This window comes from Pseudomonas sp. CFBP 13711, from assembly GCF_014842265.1.
In the GTDB taxonomy this organism is placed as follows: Bacteria; Pseudomonadota; Gammaproteobacteria; order Pseudomonadales; family Pseudomonadaceae; genus Aquipseudomonas.
Window position 1 is genome coordinate 33,393 of record NZ_JACYVI010000021.1, and the last position, 17,479, is coordinate 50,871.

At 56.0% G+C, this 17,479-nt stretch carries 16 protein-coding genes and 1 pseudogene; 12 read left to right on the top strand and 5 right to left on the bottom strand.

Annotated features, from left to right (window positions below; translation table 11 throughout):
• Positions 1-72 precede the first annotated feature (72 nt).
• Positions 73-2,907: an excinuclease ABC subunit UvrA gene (gene uvrA / locus IFT47_RS26045; RefSeq protein WP_192174977.1), complete on the bottom strand. Its 2,835-nt coding sequence runs from the start codon at positions 2,905-2,907 to the stop codon at positions 73-75.
• A gap of 189 nt (positions 2,908-3,096) precedes the next feature.
• Here uvrA and IFT47_RS26050 point away from each other — a divergent pair, with 189 nt between their 5' ends.
• From IFT47_RS26050 to IFT47_RS26070, 5 genes are all read left to right on the top strand, one after another.
• On the top strand, positions 3,097-4,491 hold the full coding sequence (locus tag IFT47_RS26050) for an MFS transporter (RefSeq protein ID WP_192174978.1): 1,395 nt from the start codon (positions 3,097-3,099) through the stop codon (positions 4,489-4,491).
• Between the two features lie 9 nt (positions 4,492-4,500).
• Positions 4,501-5,040, top strand: a complete 540-nt coding sequence (locus IFT47_RS26055) for a single-stranded DNA-binding protein (protein WP_037017756.1) — start codon at positions 4,501-4,503, stop codon at positions 5,038-5,040.
• A 143-nt stretch (positions 5,041-5,183) separates the two neighbouring features.
• A complete protein-coding gene (locus tag IFT47_RS26060) occupies positions 5,184-6,416 on the top strand; it encodes a site-specific integrase (protein WP_192174979.1) in 1,233 nt (410 codons plus the stop codon).
• Positions 6,413-7,768, top strand: a complete 1,356-nt coding sequence (locus IFT47_RS26065; RefSeq protein WP_192174980.1) for a site-specific integrase — start codon at positions 6,413-6,415, stop codon at positions 7,766-7,768. Before IFT47_RS26060 ends, IFT47_RS26065 begins: the two co-directional genes overlap by 4 nt.
• Positions 7,765-9,738 (top strand): integrase, encoded by a 1,974-nt coding sequence (locus IFT47_RS26070; protein WP_192174981.1) that lies wholly within the window; start codon positions 7,765-7,767, stop codon positions 9,736-9,738. The genes IFT47_RS26065 and IFT47_RS26070 overlap by 4 nt, the downstream gene beginning before the upstream one ends.
• Before the next feature lie 607 nt (positions 9,739-10,345).
• Here IFT47_RS26070 and IFT47_RS26075 read toward each other — a convergent pair.
• Together IFT47_RS26075 and IFT47_RS26080 are read right to left on the bottom strand one after the other, a co-directional pair.
• Positions 10,346-10,621, bottom strand: a complete 276-nt coding sequence (locus IFT47_RS26075; RefSeq protein WP_192133313.1) for a helix-turn-helix domain-containing protein — start codon at positions 10,619-10,621, stop codon at positions 10,346-10,348.
• Between the two features lie 157 nt (positions 10,622-10,778).
• A complete protein-coding gene (locus IFT47_RS26080; RefSeq protein ID WP_192174982.1) occupies positions 10,779-11,288 on the bottom strand; it encodes a hypothetical protein in 510 nt (169 codons plus the stop codon).
• Positions 11,289-11,471: 183 nt separating this feature from the next.
• Between IFT47_RS26080 and IFT47_RS26085 the strand changes: the two genes are divergently transcribed.
• Positions 11,472-12,245, top strand: a complete 774-nt coding sequence (locus IFT47_RS26085; protein ID WP_192174983.1) for an SIR2 family NAD-dependent protein deacylase — start codon at positions 11,472-11,474, stop codon at positions 12,243-12,245.
• Positions 12,246-12,540: 295 nt separating this feature from the next.
• On the opposite strand, the gene IFT47_RS28005 is transcribed toward IFT47_RS26085, so the two are convergent.
• On the bottom strand, positions 12,541-12,798 hold the full coding sequence (locus IFT47_RS28005; protein ID WP_342345400.1) for a BPSL0761 family protein: 258 nt from the start codon (positions 12,796-12,798) through the stop codon (positions 12,541-12,543).
• 246 nt (positions 12,799-13,044) lie between these two features.
• Positions 13,045-13,254 carry a hypothetical protein gene (locus IFT47_RS26090; RefSeq protein WP_192133378.1) on the bottom strand — a complete coding sequence of 70 codons (210 nt, stop codon included), beginning with the start codon at positions 13,252-13,254 and terminating at the stop codon, positions 13,045-13,047.
• Between the two features lie 155 nt (positions 13,255-13,409).
• Between IFT47_RS26090 and IFT47_RS28360 the strand changes: the two are divergent.
• From IFT47_RS28360 to IFT47_RS26115, 6 genes and pseudogenes are all read left to right on the top strand, one after another.
• Positions 13,410-14,177 (top strand): annotated as a pseudogene (locus IFT47_RS28360) (MCP four helix bundle domain-containing protein); the annotation flags it as partial.
• Positions 14,178-14,246: 69 nt separating this feature from the next.
• Positions 14,247-15,035 (top strand): methyl-accepting chemotaxis protein, encoded by a 789-nt coding sequence (locus IFT47_RS28365; protein WP_407073268.1) that lies wholly within the window; start codon positions 14,247-14,249, stop codon positions 15,033-15,035.
• 500 nt (positions 15,036-15,535) lie between these two features.
• Positions 15,536-16,000 carry a plasmid fertility inhibition factor family protein gene (locus tag IFT47_RS26100; RefSeq protein ID WP_192174985.1) on the top strand — a complete coding sequence of 155 codons (465 nt, stop codon included), beginning with the start codon at positions 15,536-15,538 and terminating at the stop codon, positions 15,998-16,000.
• 278 nt (positions 16,001-16,278) lie between these two features.
• On the top strand, positions 16,279-16,530 hold the full coding sequence (locus IFT47_RS26105; RefSeq protein ID WP_192174986.1) for a hypothetical protein: 252 nt from the start codon (positions 16,279-16,281) through the stop codon (positions 16,528-16,530).
• 118 nt (positions 16,531-16,648) lie between these two features.
• Positions 16,649-16,892 (top strand): putative quinol monooxygenase (locus IFT47_RS28370; protein ID WP_446731167.1); only part of this gene is annotated, 244 nt, incomplete at its 3' end.
• A gap of 25 nt (positions 16,893-16,917) precedes the next feature.
• Positions 16,918-17,286 carry a hypothetical protein gene (locus tag IFT47_RS26115; RefSeq protein ID WP_192174987.1) on the top strand — a complete coding sequence of 123 codons (369 nt, stop codon included), beginning with the start codon at positions 16,918-16,920 and terminating at the stop codon, positions 17,284-17,286.
• The last annotated feature ends 193 nt before the right edge of the window (positions 17,287-17,479 follow it).

The following is a 17,479-nucleotide window of genomic DNA, read 5'->3' on the forward strand; positions in this document are numbered from 1 at the left end:
TGCTCGAACCGCCACTACAAAAAAAGCCCTTGCCGCATATTGCGACAAGGGCTTTTTGTTAAGCCCATGCAATCAGGCGCGATCGCGCTCCAGAAGCGGCTTCAGATAGTGGCCAGTGTAAGACTGTTTCATGTCCGCCACCTGCTCTGGCGTACCGGTCGCGATGATCTGTCCGCCTTTCGAACCCCCTTCAGGGCCCAGGTCGACCAGCCAATCGGCGGTCTTGATCACATCCAGGTTGTGCTCGATCACAACGACCGTGTTGCCGTGGTCGCGAAGTCGATGCAAAACATCCAGCAATTGCTGAATATCCGCGAAGTGCAGGCCGGTGGTGGGCTCGTCGAGGATGTACAGGGTCTTGCCGGTGTCACGCTTGGACAGCTCGCGCGACAGCTTCACCCGCTGCGCTTCACCACCAGAAAGCGTGGTCGCTGACTGGCCCAGTTTGATATAGGACAGCCCCACATCCATCAACGTCTGCAGCTTCCGGGCAAGGGCAGGCACGGCGTCGAAGAATGTCCGCGCTTCCTCGATCGTCATTTCCAGGACCTCGTGGACGTTTTTGCCCTTGTACTTAACCTCGAGCGTCTCACGGTTGTATCGCTTGCTCTTGCACACATCGCAAGGAACGTAGATGTCAGGCAGGAAATGCATCTCAACCTTGATCAAGCCGTCGCCCTGGCACGCTTCGCAGCGACCACCCTTGACGTTGAAAGAGAATCGGCCAGGGCCGTAGCCACGAGACCTTGACTCAGGCACGCCGGCGAATAGCTCACGGATTGGCGTGAAGAGCCCGGTATAGGTCGCAGGATTTGACCGTGGGGTACGCCCGATTGGGCTCTGGTCAATATCAACGACTTTATCCAGATGCTGCAGGCCGTCAATGCTGTCGTGTGCCGAAGCCTCAAGCGTCGTTGCGCCATTGAGCGCAGTAGCGCTGAGAGGGAACAGCGTGTTGTTGATCAGCGTAGATTTGCCCGATCCCGATACACCGGTCACGCAGGTCAGCAAGCCGATTGGAATTTCCAGATCGACGTTGCGCAGGTTATTGCCACGCGCGCCTTTGAGTTTGAGCGAGAGCTTTTTATTGCGAGGCGTCCGCTTGGCAGGGACCGCGATCTTCACCCGGCCCGACAGGTATTTACCGGTCAGCGAGTCCGGATGATCCATCACCTCCTGTGGTGTGCCCTCCGCGACAATCTTGCCGCCATGCACGCCTGCGCCCGGCCCGATGTCGACCACGTAGTCGGCCAGTCGGATGGCGTCCTCGTCGTGCTCCACCACAATCACCGTGTTGCCGATGTCTCGCAGGTGCCGCAACGTGTCCAGCAGCCGATCGTTATCGCGCTGGTGCAAGCCGATTGAAGGCTCGTCGAGGATGTACATCACGCCGACCAGGCCTGCACCGATCTGGCTGGCCAGACGAATCCGCTGAGCCTCACCGCCGGAGAGCGTATCGGCGCTGCGGTCCAGTGTCAGATAGTCGAGCCCGACGTTGACGAGGAACTGCAGACGCTCGCGAATTTCCTTGAGAATTTTGTCAGCGATTTCGCCGCGTCGCCCCGTGAGCTTCAGCTCACCAAAATAATTGGTTGCGTCGCCAATCGGCATGTTGGTGACGGCGGGAAGTGTCTTCTCGCCAACCCACACATGACGGGCCTCTCGGCGCAACCGCGTGCCACGACATTCGGGGCAGGGTTGGGTACTGAGAAACTTCGCCAGCTCCTCGCGAACCGTTGTCGATTCGGTTTCCCGGTACCGGCGCTCAAGATTCGGGACAATGCCTTCGAACGGGTGCGCACGTTTGACGATGTCGCCGCGGTCGTTCAGGTAACGGAAATCAACGCTGTCCTTACCGCTGCCGCCCAGCAGGACCTTCTGCAAATCGGCCGGCAGTTCCTTGAACGGCACCTCCAGGCTGAAGCCGTAATGCTTCGCCAACGAGCCGAGCATCTGGAAGTAATAGACGTTTCGCCGGTCCCAGCCACGAATCGCGCCTTCCGCCAGCGTGAGCTCGCCATTGACAAGGCGCTTGGTGTCGAAAAATTGTTTCACGCCCAGCCCGTCGCAGGTTGGGCATGCGCCGGCGGGGTTGTTGAACGAAAACAGCTTTGGCTCAAGCTCGCTGATCGCATGGCCACAGATTGGGCAAGCGAATCGCGCGGAGAAAATGATCTCTTCGCCGGGCTCGTCGTCCATCGGCGCAACCAGCGCGATGCCGTCGGCCAGCTTCAGCGCGGTCTCGAAGGACTCAGCCAAGCGCTGTTGCAAGTCCGAGCGCACCTTGAAGCGGTCAACGACGACATCGATCGAGTGCTTCTTCTGTTTATCGAGCTTGGGAAGTTCGTCCAGCTCGCACAGCCGACCGTTCACCCGAGCGCGGACGAAACCCTGAGCGCGAAGCTCTTCGAAGACGGCCAAATGCTCGCCTTTGCGCTCCCGTACCACGGGGGCAAGCAGCATCAGTTTGGCGCCTTCCGGCTGGGCCAGGACCAGGTCGACCATCTGGCTGACGGTTTGCGCCTCCAGAGGAATGTCGTGATCCGGGCAACGCGGCTGCCCCACACGCGCATACAGCAGACGCAGGTAGTCGTAGATCTCGGTGATGGTGCCCACGGTCGAGCGCGGGTTATGGGACGTGGACTTCTGCTCGATGGAAATGGCCGGCGACAGGCCTTCGATCGTGTCGACGTCCGGCTTCTCCATCATCGACAGGAACTGACGCGCGTAGGCGGACAGCGACTCGACGTAGCGGCGCTGGCCCTCGGCGTAGAGCGTATCGAACGCAAGGGACGATTTTCCCGAGCCGGACAATCCGGTGATGACGATCAGCTTGTCGCGTGGAAGGGTCAGGTCGATGTTCTTCAGGTTGTGGGTTCGAGCCCCACGAATCAAGATCTTGTCCAAAGCTGGCCTCGCACGGCGGGCGTGTAAAACGTGGAAGTATACGGGGAAATACTGGATGGATACACACTATTGAGGATCGCGCCGCCTCACCTGGAAAAAAGAAAATTCCTGCGATGCGCGGCAAACCGTCGTATGTGCTCTAAACGATGGGACTGGTAGAATCGCCGCCGGTTCATACGAGGTTCCTTCATGCACGATTCTCACAGCGAGCGCATGAGCGGCAGCGAAACCCGCGCCGCGGGCGGTCTGGCGCTGGTGTTCGCCTTCCGTATGCTTGGCATGTTCATGGTGCTGCCCGTCCTCGCCACTTACGGGATGGACCTTGCGGGCGCCAGCCCGGCACTCATCGGTCTGGCGATCGGCGCTTACGGCCTGACACAAGCGGTGCTGCAGATTCCGTTTGGCATTATTTCTGATCGCATCGGCCGTCGTCCCGTCATTTATCTGGGACTGATCGTGTTTGCGCTCGGCAGCGTGCTGGCCGCTCAGTCGACCTCGATCTGGGGCGTGATCGCCGGTCGGGTTCTGCAAGGCGCGGGCGCTATCTCCGCTGCGGTCATGGCGTTGCTGTCCGATCTGACCCGCGAGCAGCATCGCACCAAAGCCATGGCGATGATCGGCATGACCATTGGTGTGTCCTTCGCGGTTGCGATGGTGGTCGGCCCCATTCTCACCAGTGCTTTCGGATTGTCCGGCCTGTTTCTGGCGACCGGCGCGATGGCGCTGGTGGGCGTGGCAATCGTCGCCTTCGTCGTGCCCAAGTCCACGGTAACCCTGCAGCACCGGGAGTCCGGTCTGGCGCGACAGGCATTGGGCGCGACGTTTCGTCATCCTGACCTGTTGCGTCTGGACCTGGGTATCTTCGCGTTGCACGCCATGCTGATGTCCAGTTTCGTGGCATTGCCGCTGGCGCTGGTCGAGAAAGCCGGCCTGCCCAAAGAGCAGCACTGGTGGGTGTATCTGACCGCACTGCTGATTTCGTTCTTCGCGATGATCCCTTTCATCATCTACGGCGAAAAGAAGCGTCAGATGAAGCGCGTGTTACTCGGCGCCGTACTGGTGCTGATGCTCACTGAGCTATTCTTCTGGGAGTTCGGCAACACGCTGCGAGCACTGGTCATCGGTACCGTGGTCTTTTTCACCGCATTCAATTTGCTCGAAGCGTCGCTGCCGTCGCTGATCAGCAAAGTGTCTCCGGCGGGCGGGAAGGGCACGGCGATGGGGATTTATTCCACCAGTCAGTTCCTGGGTTCGGCAGCGGGGGGCATCCTCGGTGGGTGGCTTTTCCAGCACGGCGGACTGGATGTGGTGTTCCTGGGAGGCGCCGGGCTGGCCGCCCTCTGGCTAACGTTTGCTGTTACCATGCGCGAACCTCCCTACGTAACCAGCCTTCGCTTGCCGTTGTCGCCCGAGGCTCAACGCGACACAGGCCTTGCCGATCGCGTTTTGGCCGTACGTGGAGTAACAGATGCAGTAGTGGTGGCCGACGAGGCTGCCATCTATATCAAATTTGACAAAGAACTGTTGGATCGGGCGTCTTTCGACGAAGTGGTCAATCCAGCGTCGGAAACGTGTGAAGCCTAGGAGAACGTTATGGCCCGTGGGGTAAACAAAGTCATATTGGTCGGCACATGCGGCCAGGATCCCGAAGTCCGCTACATGCCTAACGGTAATGCCGTGACCAACCTGAGTCTGGCGACAAGCGAACAGTGGACCGACAAGCAAACCGGTCAGAAGGTCGAGAAGACCGAATGGCACCGCGTATCGATGTTCGGCAAAGTCGCCGAAATCGCCGGCGAGTACCTGCGCAAGGGTTCGCAGGTTTACATCGAAGGCAAGCTGCAGACCCGCGAGTGGGAGAAAGACGGCATCAAGCGTTACACGACTGAAATCGTCGTCGACATGCAAGGCACCATGCAGTTGCTCGGTGGCCGTCCTCAGGGCGACGGCGCTCCTCAGGGCCAGGGCGGTGGCGGTTATCAGAACTCCCAGAACTCCGCGCCGCGTCCGCAACAGCAGGCCCGCCCGCAGCAGTCCGCTCCTCAGCCACAGCGCGAGTCGCGTCCCGCGCCGCAACAAGCGCCGCAGCCGGCACCGGATTTCGACAGCTTCGATGACGACATCCCGTTCTAGGATGGACGTTTTATCAAAACGTAAAGAATCACTATTAAAGCCCTGATTAGTCAGGGTTTTTTAATTACACATTATTTGTTCTTGACGGCGTCAAAAAAAGCTACTTAGCTACCTTGATCGGATTGTATTGTTTGGAGGCAGGTATGCTGCGCGCTCAACGGTTCGTGATGAAGTCAGGTGAGCGCTATGTTTCGTTGATTGATGAGCGCACCCGACTCCCCCATTACGCCTCCAATCTGTTCATTACCACCCAAGTGCGCAACGCCAGCCTCTCCTGTGCCGCCATGGTGGCCGCAGCTGGACACCTGACGATCCTGTACCGGTTCTTCGCCATCCGAAACATCGACTGGGCAGCGCGCTGCTCTTCTGCGGAATTCCTGTACTCGCACGAAGTAGACGCCCTGCGGGACTTCATGTCGTACCGCTTTCGACAGTGGGACATCTGTACTGTCGAGCAGCAAATGTTCACGGTTGAAGAATTGCTAGCCTCACACGGCACAGTGCACAAGGATGTTCTGTACTCCCGGATGACGACTGCCAGTCGATACATTCTCTGGTTTGGGCGACGTTATTTCGATCACCTCAACCCAGAGCCTGAGGCGCTTAAAAATTTGTTTGAGCAAATCAAGGCATTGCGACCTAGCCATAGAGGACGCAACCAAGAATTGAACGACCGTGCTTTAGACGATCGGGAGAAAGCGTCGCTTAATCGACACGTCGAGGTAGGTGCTGCGGTGAATCCCTTCCACAGCCGTGTGCAGGAGAGAAACCGCCTTATAGTGACGATTGAGTCCGAGTTGGGCATCCGCGGCGGCGAACTGTTGAACATTCGGGTGTCCGACTGCAACTTTTCGACCAGCACGCTGCTCGTTGCTCGCAGGCCCGACCAGAAGGACGATCCCCGTCATTACCAGCCCCTAGTCAAAACCCGTGAACGTAGGTTGTCGGTGTCTAACGAGCTGATGGCAGAGATCCATAACTATATTCTCGGCCCCAGACGCGCCGTACGTAATGCCAGCCGGTGCCCCTATCTGTTTGTCACGCACAAAAATGGGCCCTCGGTCGGCCAACCGCTCTCCATCTCCGCTTATCAAAAAATGTGGGATGTTTTGCAGTCCATCGTTCCCGAGCTGCGGGCGGTCACAGGTCATCGCCTTCGGCACAGTTGGAACCACGCCTTTTCGTCCGAAATGGACGCGCTGTCCAATCCTCCCTCTCCGGAAGAGCAAGAGCAGATACGGTCCCGTTGTATGGGTTGGAGGGAAGGGTCGGGAACGGCCAGTCGATACAACAAGCGATTCATCCAGGCTAAAGCCAACGAAGTTAGTTTGATGCTCCAGCGGACGTCACGTTCTAGAACCGGGGGAAAGGCATGAACAAGCGTCTTACAGAGCCTCAGCCTGGTTTCTCGGAGTCATTTAGCTCCTTTGACGGCTACCGCTGCAATTTCGCCGATGATTACTGGAAGCTGAATCGAAACACCACCATCTCCACCGGTGTGGTCCGGGGCTTACTTTCCCCTGAGAGCGAAGATGGGTTGCTGCGAACTTTAAAATTTTTCGTGATAAACGCGTCTGCTGGTCATGCGCAGAACATATTTATGCGTTACTACGCGCTTATTAAGTTTGGTGATGGCGAGCCCGTTAGTCCTAAATCAATAGCACGTTATCGTCAGACGCTAGAAGCAGATCATGAGTGGTACCTTGGCGCTATCCGAGTCTTGGTAAAACAATGGCACCGCCTGGGCTACCCAGGCTTGCACCCCGTCCAGCTCACCAATACGCGACTGGTTGACCTATCGGAAGGCAGTAACGAGCAGGGCGACCGGTTCTTCTTCATTGCGGTACCGCGTGGCAAACAGCCCGGTCAGGCGTTCCGGCTTCTTTTTCGTAAAAGGGCCATCACTGAAGAACTCTTCACGATTCTGACCGCCCAGGCGGCCCATGTAAGGGCGACAGTGGCTGCGATATGGCGCTTTTCATTAAGCGAAAACATGGCTAGAGAATTGCCACTATTTCCGAACTGGAAGGCGATTAAGGCCATAGGCAGCGAGGCTGAGTTCGTGGCCATCATGACGACCGATTGGCTTCATCTTAAAAGCGGACGGGTCTCGTTAATCCTCCGGAGACTAAGCGAGCAGATAGGTTTTAGATCCGAAAGAACCGGCCAGCCGCTCAACTTGTCCGCCAGGCGTTTCAGGTACACGGTGGGGACGCGGGCAGCTCGCGAAGGCTATGGACCTTTGGTCATCGCTGAGCTGCTCGATCATGCGGATACCCAGAACGTGGGGGGCTACACCCAGAATGTGCCCGAGCACGCGGCTCAAATCGACCGGGCTGTAGCGTCCCAGTTGGCGCCATTCGCCCAGGCATTCGCCGGGATGATCGTGAGTTCCAAGGCCGCAGCTGTTCGGGGAGATGACCCGCAAAGCGACGTTCGTTCCACCAGCGGTCGGGGAGCGGGAACTTGTGGGTCTTTTGGCTTCTGCGCCGCCAGTGTGCCCATTCCCTGCTACACCTGCATTCACTTTCAACCGTGGTTAAATGGTCCCCATCAGGAGGTGCTGTCCGAGCTGTTGAAAGAGCGTGAGCGGGTTGTGAGCGTGACCCATGACTTGACCATCGCTTCGGTGCTGGATCGCAGCATTCTGGCGGTCACCCAGGTGGTGGAGGCGTGTAATGCTCGAAAGACCACAGCGACCACTACAAGCGACGCGGTGGGCACATGATCGACACGTCACGCGTGGTTCCGTTCGTCTCGCGCAAGAATCTGACCGCATCGGTCAACGCCCAACGTTTCATCGACCATATGAAGGCCTGCTTCGTCGGGTCTGCGGACGCGTGGACGGCGGTGCGCTGGCCCGGAATAGGTTTTTCCAAGCTCGGATGCAAAAGTGTTCACATCCCCCGAGACATGGTCATGGATGTCGACTTCATGAACTTTGCGAAAGCCTATCTGATGCACCGCAGGATGGTGGATGCCCGCGCGCATATTGCACAGCACGGCATCATGTTTCGCTGCCTGGAGACCGCACTTGTCAACGCCCATGGTGCCGGACGTATTCATCTGTGCACCGTTGCAGACCTGGACGAAGCGGCACTCACTGCCTCCCAGCATTACTCCCGCGATACGGCTTATGCCACCGGGCTTTACCTGATGCAGATGGCAGAGTATTTGAGCAGCCACTTCCTATGTGGGCAGAATCTGAAGGATTGGGTGAGCCCGATGCCACGCCCGCTGGACATGAACAGCACCACGGGAAAGGAGGCCGAAGAGGCTCGGTCAAGGAAATTGCCAGGCGAAGCGGAATTGAATGCCATTGCTGAAGTGTTTGCCAATGATCCTCAGGATCCCAAGGACATTTTCACCACGTCGACGTTCGCCCTGCTGATGTGCGCGCCTTCTCGGGCCAACGAGGTCTTGGCCCTTCGCGCGGATGCCGAGGTGGCTGAAGTTGATAGAGACGGTCAGGTCAGGTATGGATGGCGGTTTTATTCCAGCAAGGGGTTTGCGGGCGATATCAAATGGATACCCTCGACAATGGAAAGCTTAGCCAAAGAAGCGTTCGGCAGAATGCTGAAATTGAGTAGTCCGGCCCGGGCGCTGGCTTCTTGGATGGAGGAGCATCCCAATGAGTTCTATCGGCATGAGAGGTGTCCACAGGTTCCGGAAGATCAGCCCTTAAGTTTGATTCAACTTGCGGCCGCACTCGGTCAAAAACTTGAAGATCCGAAAACGGCCGCAGCTTTTGTAGAAGCGCGAGGATTAAGGGTTGCGCAAGGTGCGTATACCCTGAAATCACTTGGGGATTTCTTGCGCGGTAAGCTTCCGCCCGATTTTCCATGGTTTGATAGAAAAAAAGGCGTGAAATACTCAAGTTGTATTTTTTCAATTTTGAAAAATCAACTTCATGCGAAAAGTCTCACCATGCCTGTGATGCTGCAGAAGGTGAAGGTCAGCACTGTGTGGGCAGATCTCGGGCCGCGCACGACCGTCATCAATCATCGCAGCGTGTTTGACAGGCATGGGTATCGGCATCCGACGGGTGAATGTTACAAGATGACTACCCATCAGCCCAGGCATTTGCTAAATACGATTGCCCAGCGAGGCGGTCTCAGCAATCTTGCCTTGGCGAAGTGGTCCGGGCGGGCGAATGTTAGCAGCAATCAGGTGTACAACCACGTCAGTGATGCCGAGGTTTTTGAAAAACTTCGGATGTTAAGAGCGGCGGATGAGAGCACTGGTTCGCTCAGCATGCACCATGTCGTCCGGTCACCCATTGATAGCGATGGTACGTTGATCTTTCGTGATGGCGCGGCGCATATCACTGAGTTTGGATACTGCGTGCATAATTTCGTGATAAGTCCCTGCACGAAATTTCGAGACTGCATCAACTGTACAGAGCAGATCTGTGTCAAGGGGCGTCAGCCGAATCGAGACCGTCTGATCGATCGTATGGAGAGGCTCAAGCGAGTGCTCGCATTGGCCACCGAAGGCGAAGGGGTAGGAGAGTATGGTGCCGACAAGTGGGTGACTCATCATATCAACTCAATAGAGAGAATTACAAGTTTGCTTGCGTTGATGAAGGATCCTGCGATTGAAAATGGTGCACTGATAAGGCTTCGAGGGAAAGATTTTAGCCAGTTGAACAGAGTGTTTCATCGACTTGGTGCCGATGACAGGCGGCAGGCAGACTGACAGATATGGCCAAACACTTATCCACGTCCAACGTCGCGGCGATTGTCAATGTTATCCATGGTTGGGAAGGTTCTCAGATCACTTGGGAGGGAATCTGTGCCGCTGTTGTTGACTTGGTGGGAAAGCGACCGAGCAGGCAGTCTCTGAACAGCCACCGGGAAATAGTGAGCGCCTATACGGCAAGGAAGTCCAAACTAAAAAACGCTGAGCCACTCATTGCAAAGCCGTCCAGTTTGACCACAGCGGCGCATCGGATTCGCAATCTTGAAAGTAAGGTCGCCGACTTGCAACTGCAGACCGCAGCCCTTTTGGAGTACCTAACGTTGCTCCAATATAACGCTTACAAACGCGGGATGACCGAAGGGGAGTTGACGATCCCGTTACCCAAAATAGATCGTGAACGAACGGCTGAGTAGCCTAGCCGCACTTGAGTTTAGCTGCGCTTTTCAAGGCATGTGATCCCAGGTCATGTTTTTTGATGCTGATTTGGTCAACGCTGGCCGCGTCACCCGCAGCGGTGCTTTCTAACTGCTTTGGCTTCTGGACGCTTCGCGAACCTGCGCGGCGTTTAGGCTAACAGTGCGGGGCCAGTTTTTTATTGAGCAAGCTATGATTCGGCTATTTCTTTAAGTTCTTGCTCGACTCTCGCCAAAAGCTGCTGGCTATCTTCCGGCCCTAGATTGGCGTAGACCGCTGTGATCAACGTCAGCGGGTGAATACCCAAGCCTTTTGCAATCGATGCCATTTTGGGCAGCGTAGGAGCTTTAAGACCGCTCTCCAGTTCGCTGAGATATCCCTGATTGACGCCCACCGCGCCCTGCGAAAGACCTTTTCCCAATCTGATGGCTCTAAGTGTTATGCCGAATGATTCCTGGAGTTCCATTTGCCTGCCCGCAAAAGGAACGATAAAGCCCGGACTAGACAGAAATCTCTATACGCTATAGCAATATTGATCTTTTTCTTTTTAAAACGGCTTTCAGCAGCACTGGATTGATTCCGCATTAGCAGCTATTTAAGGTGGCCCAGCATTTGAGCGCTTCTCAGAAACGCAGCCCGGCTTGGGTACTAAAATCAATCATCGTTTCCACAGCGCCGCGAGCAGGTGGTTGTCTTGGGCAATCTCCAAGTGGGCCGCATACAAAGGGGTATGATCCAATAGTTGCTGTGTTGAAAAGAGAATCCGGCCTTTCTTTCGACGGCGCAGATCTATCTAGGTCGCCCAGCTTGTAGCTTGCGACCGCAGTCTTGTAAACGACAGCATTGTCATTGGTGTCCATGCCGCTGAACGCCACAACGCTCTCAAGCTCCTCTAAGGTCCAGAAAGCCCGCCCGCTGATCGATGGCGGGCACAGCATATGAACGTGTCTGATCGAAACATTGGTTGCGGTCAGCATGTAATGGCGCAACTCGTAGGCGCATCCGAGTATCGCTGCGCGGTCGGCTTGGCGCGTTGCAAGTGAGCGGATGGTTGCAATAAAGCATAGGCCGTCGATCTCTCCGTGGGTCCAGGTGCGGGTCTTATCTTGCTCGGGGTCGAAAACTAGAATCACTGAACACCCCATTCGAGTTTTTGCTGCATTGGTAGTTATGCAATACTATATGCTATAGCAATTCTTAAAAAAGAGTATTTTTTGTTTGCTCATGCGGTGTTGTCGATTCTGCGTTTGCCTGCACTGCAAATGCTTACAGGCCGCCTCTTCAACGTGAGGCGGCACGGCTCAAGAAGGTGTTAGATGGAGCGTTTACATCTGGCCGTAGAAGCGCTAGTGAGCGCCCGAAGTATTGTCTGCTTTTCGGGAGCAGGCATTTCTGCTGAGAGTGGCATTCCTACCTATAGGGATACGTTGACGGGATTATGGGCTCGCTATGATCCGGCGGAGTTGGAGACCGCGAACGCATTTCGCCGCAATCCCAAGCTGGTCTGGGGATGGTACCTGTGGCGCAGGCAACAGGCGGCCAACGCGCTACCCAACGCAGCCCACTGCGCATTGCAGAGACTCGAATGCCTAGGCTATAACGTGCCTGTCATCACACAAAACATCGATGATCTTCACGAGCGGGCAGGTTCCTCATGTGTGCATCATCTCCATGGGACCTTGGCCACGCCCAAATGCTTCGCCTGCCATCGGCCGGCAGCAAAGTTTCCAGTCGGAATGGTCATTCCCGCGGAGGGGATATTGGTTGAGCCCCCCAGGTGTGGGCACTGTGGGGGTAAAGTTCGCCCTGGTGTGGTCTGGTATGGAGAGAACCTCTCCTCGGAGCTATGGAGAACCGCGGTGTTGTTGGTCAAAAACTGTGACGTCCTCATATCGGTGGGGACTTCAGGAACCGTCACCCCCGCCGCGAATCTTCTAGAGATTGCGCAACAGGGCGGGGCAACCGTCATACACATCAACATTGTGGATGTCGGGACGAACGAGCCCCGCGAGATAGTGCTGGTTGGTGAGGCAACCAAGGTCCTCACGCAACTGGTAACACTGTTACTTCAAAAGGTATGCCCATCATGACAACGCCCTTGGAAAGAACGCAGCATCTTCGAACCTACTGGGTTCCCCACCAAGCTCGCCCAATACATCCTCTGCCAAACTCAGTTCAGCACGAGACAAACGATTGTTTCGCCACCATCCGCGCCCGCTAGACATCTGGCGCGTTGGTCGGCGCGAACTGTGCACGCAGAAGGAAACGCAGCTCCATGGCCCGTCGTCATGCAGTTGGTAAAAGGTGGGCGCCGCTCGCGGAGATACCGACAGGGTGGATGATAAGCCTTCATACACAGCCTTATCCTTTGATAGTCCGGTACCGCTAGGGCTTTATATCCGCAGTAAACATAGGGTGATAACCGTCGATGGCCAATTCGCGCCTAGGATCTCCGGGTTCTGCTCCTTGAATGATGTCATCCATCTTGCCCACGTGTAAGACAAACGACGACTCAGGGTAATGCCGCAGGAGCCGCTTCGCTTCAATACGGTACTCCTCAGGGATAACGGGGCATTTTGATAACTCTCGCAAAAACGCTTCTGTTTGGATAACACATCGGGTGCGTTCACTCGGTATAGTCATTAAGCCCCCCCACTTGTTGATGTTTTATTGCCATCAATAAATGGCCAAGACCACGATTATGACTGAAGGACTGACAAGGTCCAAGTCGTTTAGATACCGCATTCCCTGGGTTCTTTTGATAGCTCACTCCGCAATTTCAGAAGTCCAACTGGCAACATGGGGAGGCAGCTATGGGTCGATAGCGGCCCCCCAAAGACCTTGGGTTTTGTCAGATTTCGGTACTAGATGCCGTCAACGTAACGCCTCTTAATTCGTATCGGGAAGGCTTGCCAGCTGATCGAGCAGTTGGGCACCTACAGCGTCGAATCGCAGACGCGCTTTATCCCAGAAGCCGCATGACAGCTCGTACTCGTACAGTGGCACGATCGGCAGTCGATGGATCTGCCAAAGGTGCCAGAGCAATCCCTGGCCCACCCCCTGACGCTGATGCACAACCTTGATCTTGTTGATGTACATTCGGATACAACGATGACGGTTCGACGATATTGCTTGCTACCTGGCCGCACTGATACCGCTGTAATTGACCCTTGTTCTAAATTTATGTTTTTCATTGCCGATGGCTTCCGTACAGAACGCAGAAAGTTTCTGCGTTTGCCCTTCGGAGTTGCACCGTGAACCTACGTTCTTTAAATATTGCGCCCCGTGCCGCCTTGTGTTTCGGTTTAATCACGCTGCTGGTCATTGCCCTCGGCGGCTTCGCATACGTGCAGCTAGGGAAGCTGCGTGGCACCGAGCAGGACATCGAAAAGAACTGGCTGATCAGCGTGCAGACCGCCGACGACATCCAGATCGCCCTGCTCGGCGCGCGCCTAGAGAGCATCCGTCTTCTGGCGACTTCGAATCCCCAAGAGCAAGCGACCGCCGTGCAGCACCTGGAAGACGCTAAGCGCATGCTCAACGAGCGCACCGACTTCTACCGCAATAACCTCATTTCCGACCCAGAAGAAGGGGCCAAATTCGAGGCCGCAGCGGCGCTGATGAAGACCTATCTTGATGGACTGCAACGCGTCGTCGATCTTGACGCTACCCAGCATGAGCAGGCCGTGACATTCGCCAACACTGAACAACGCGACCGTGCCGCAGCGTACCAGGTCAAACTCAATGAGTTGCGCCAGCACAATACCGACGGCGCTGCAGCAGCAGGCGTGACCGCCACTGAGGTGTATGCCCACAGCATCACCATCGTCGATAGTGTGGTACTCGCCGCGCTGGTGCTGACGCTGGTGCTCGCCACCCTGCTGACTCGCAGCATTGTCCAGCCTATGAGCGCCTCGCTGAAAATGGCCGAGGAAATCGCCGACGGCGACCTGCGTCTTATCCTGGAGGTTAAGGGTAATGACGAATCTGCGCGGTTGATGCGCGCGCTAAACACCATGCAAGGCAACCTGCGAAGCACCATAGAGCAGATCTCCGATGCTTCCGCACAGCTCAGTTCCGCCGCAGTAGAGATGACTTCCATCACCGAGAGCGCCAGCCTCACCCTGCAGCAGCAGAACAGTGAGATCGAGCAGGCCGCCACGGCGGTAAACCAGATGAGCGCCGCCGTCGATGAGGTCGCGCTTAACGCTAACTCCACCTCCGAAGCGGCCAAGGACTCCACACGCGCTGCCGCCACCGGTAACCAGAAAGTCGGCGAAACCCTACATGCCATGCGCAGCCTAACGGACCGCGTGGAAATGACCTCTGAACAGGTGCAGGGCCTCGCTGGTCAGGCGCAGGACATCAGCAAGGTGCTGAGCGTGATCCGTGCCATTGCAGAACAGACCAACCTGCTGGCCTTGAACGCCGCGATCGAAGCGGCCCGCGCTGGTGAGCAAGGCCGAGGCTTCGCCGTGGTGGCTGATGAGGTTCGGGCACTGGCTCATCGCACACAAACCTCAACTCTGGAAATCGAACAGATGATTTCAAGTATCCAAGCAGGCACGTCACTGGTTGTGGATTCGATGAGCAGCAGCACCATCGAGGCACACAACACGCAGCGCACTGCCGACGAAGCCGGGATGTCACTGAAAGTCATCGCCGACTCGGTGCAACTGATCAATGACCGCAATCAGCAGATCGCCACTGCCGCGGAAGAGCAGGCTCATGTAGCTCGCGAAGTAGACCGCGCGCTCGTGAGCATTCGCAACTTGGCGCTGCAGAGCAGCGAAGGCACGCAGCAAACCCTGGCCGCCAGCAATGAGCTTTCGCAGTTAGCGGTGAACTTGAATCAGATGGTAGCGCGCTTCAAGACCTGAAATTAGCGTTTAATCTAGTATGGAAAATTGACCGATCAACGATCGGAACTTCATTCCTAGAGGCGCTGACAATGTGGTCGCTTTTCGAGTTAGCTCCGATCTTTCGCCAAGGCCAGAGGCTCCAAAGAAACCCAAGTTGACGATCGTCCGGCAGTCGCCGAGCATGAAAGAATGTGCGTGCTGGGCTTATAGACAGGGAAGTATCGAATCGCGAAATGCCACGCCTCAATCGGCCTCAAGCATCGTCACAGACGGCTGCGGGTCGAAAGCAGTGATCCACGGCCGACCGCTATCGATCCAAAGCGTCGCTCAGCCCTTCGGCATCTTGCTGCGTCTTGACTGCGTGTAACGGATGAAAAGTTAAATAGGCCCCCGGACTTTCCCACCGTCCGGGGGCCTTTTTCATGCCTTTCGGACACCGATTTACGGTAAACGGGAAACCGATTTAGGCTAAGTCGGTTTCGGGTGCAAGCCTGCCCCCCATCAGCAAAGGACAAAGGATGAACACAGATCTGTATGAAGTCAGTCTCTCTGGTGACCACCCTGGTTATCAGAGCGTGAGTCTGCGGTGCCGCCCAGGCTACGATAACCATGTGGTTGTCATGGTTGATGTACAAAAGTTGATTCACTATTCGGATCAGCACGAACACCAAAGCTTTGTCGTCTCACCTGTAGAGGAATGGGACCAAGATAAACGCCAAGGCATCTTTGAATTTCTGGCACCACCTAGTCCGAAGGAGCGGCACGTCGAAATGCCGATCGTTTCTTTCAACGAGGTTAAAGAAGAGTCCGAACAGCCTATCTTGAAAATATTGGGTCGTAGGTCTGAGCGCGTGTCGCGCTGGGTCGGCTACACCAATGGTCGTCATCGCACGCGCTATCTTCACTTCGCGGGTGCGCAAGAAATGCCGGTCATGTGTCACAAGGACCAGGTGGCACTTCTTGAGCAATATTGCGGCGTTTAGCTGCTGCTTAGCGCATACGTAATCATTTTCCGTGAACACCGCGCCGGGCCTGCCTGTAAGCTATTCAGGAGGCCTGCTGGCTACTCTCTCCAGATTCATCGCGATTCCCGCGGCATCCTGACAGAGAGCCCGTATGACTCCCCGCCATGCCACTTCGCTACGCCCTGGGCAATTCAAACACCTTATTCGCGTTGCATCCGTCACTGGCGGTCTGGCGACGACTATAACGGGGCGAAAGCGTGGGTCGCTGTTGACCCCGATCAGGACTAGGAAAAGCCATGGGCATTATCAAGATCGAGCAGGACAACCCCAAAACCGTGATGCGCATTCGTGACAGGATTTCCGCCGTCAGCGATGCGCCCAGCGATCTTTTGGTGAGTTACTACCATGCTTTGGCCCTAGGCTGGATTATGGCCTTGGGCCTAGAAAACGTGATCAGCCCAAGCATGAGAAACACCTTGGAGACCGAGCTGAAACAGACACATCAGGCTAGGCAGACTCAGGTCCAGCCGATCAGGCCGAGTATCTAGGAAAAGGGTGGCGGCGCAGTAACAGTAGCCTCCCTGTTTTTCTGAATGAATACCTTACGTGGCATGTCTCATGCGCTGACGGCTCCATTCCGGCGCCGGCATTGCCAGGACTCCCCACATGACTTCACCTCTTAACGTCGTCGCGATCATGAAAGCCAAGCCAGGCAAGGAAGCGCAACTGAAAAACCTACTGCAATCCGCCCTGCCGCAATTCCAGCACGAGCCTGGGTGCCAGGCCTATGCGCTGTTGACGGATCTCGAAGACCCCACCCGCTTTGTTTCCTACGAAAGCTGGGACGATGAAGCGGCATTGCAAGCGCACATGAAGGCCCCGACCCTGACAAACGCTATGCCGGTTCTGGNACATCCGATCAAAGGGACTGAGTCATGAAACATATTTTCTTCACTTCGTTGTTTGCTTTTAGCCTGACCGCTACAGCTGCACAGCAAAGCCTCAATCTTCCAAGCTGCGACATCCAAAACCAACAAGAAATAGCCGGCGAGACCGGCGGGCAGATCAGCGATCCAGGACAAGCACATATCTCAGTAAGAGCGAATGTTCTAAATGCCGATATCAGTACCTCAAGAAAAGGCCGTCGTATTACCGAGGTTGAAGCACAGCGCATGGTGAAACGTGTAGAGAACGTCCGGAATGAAACTAATCGGTTCGTCGAGCAGCAGGGTTTCTTGAGCGCGGCAGAGAAAGCTAGCTTTGACCGTGAGTTCGATGCCATTGCGATGCAGCTGTGTAAGTAAGAAAAATGAGCAACGCCCAATTCCCGGCACGAGTGGGGCTGTGGCCGTAAAGGAATACGGCGACGCCGCGGCCAAGATTGACGCTGCATTGGCGACCCTGCGCGCAAAACGCACCTGACACAGGAAAGCACCAGGTTCACCCCAATCCCAGCCATCGAGCTGGGCCGAGGCAGTAGGATAGGGAGCACTCGCT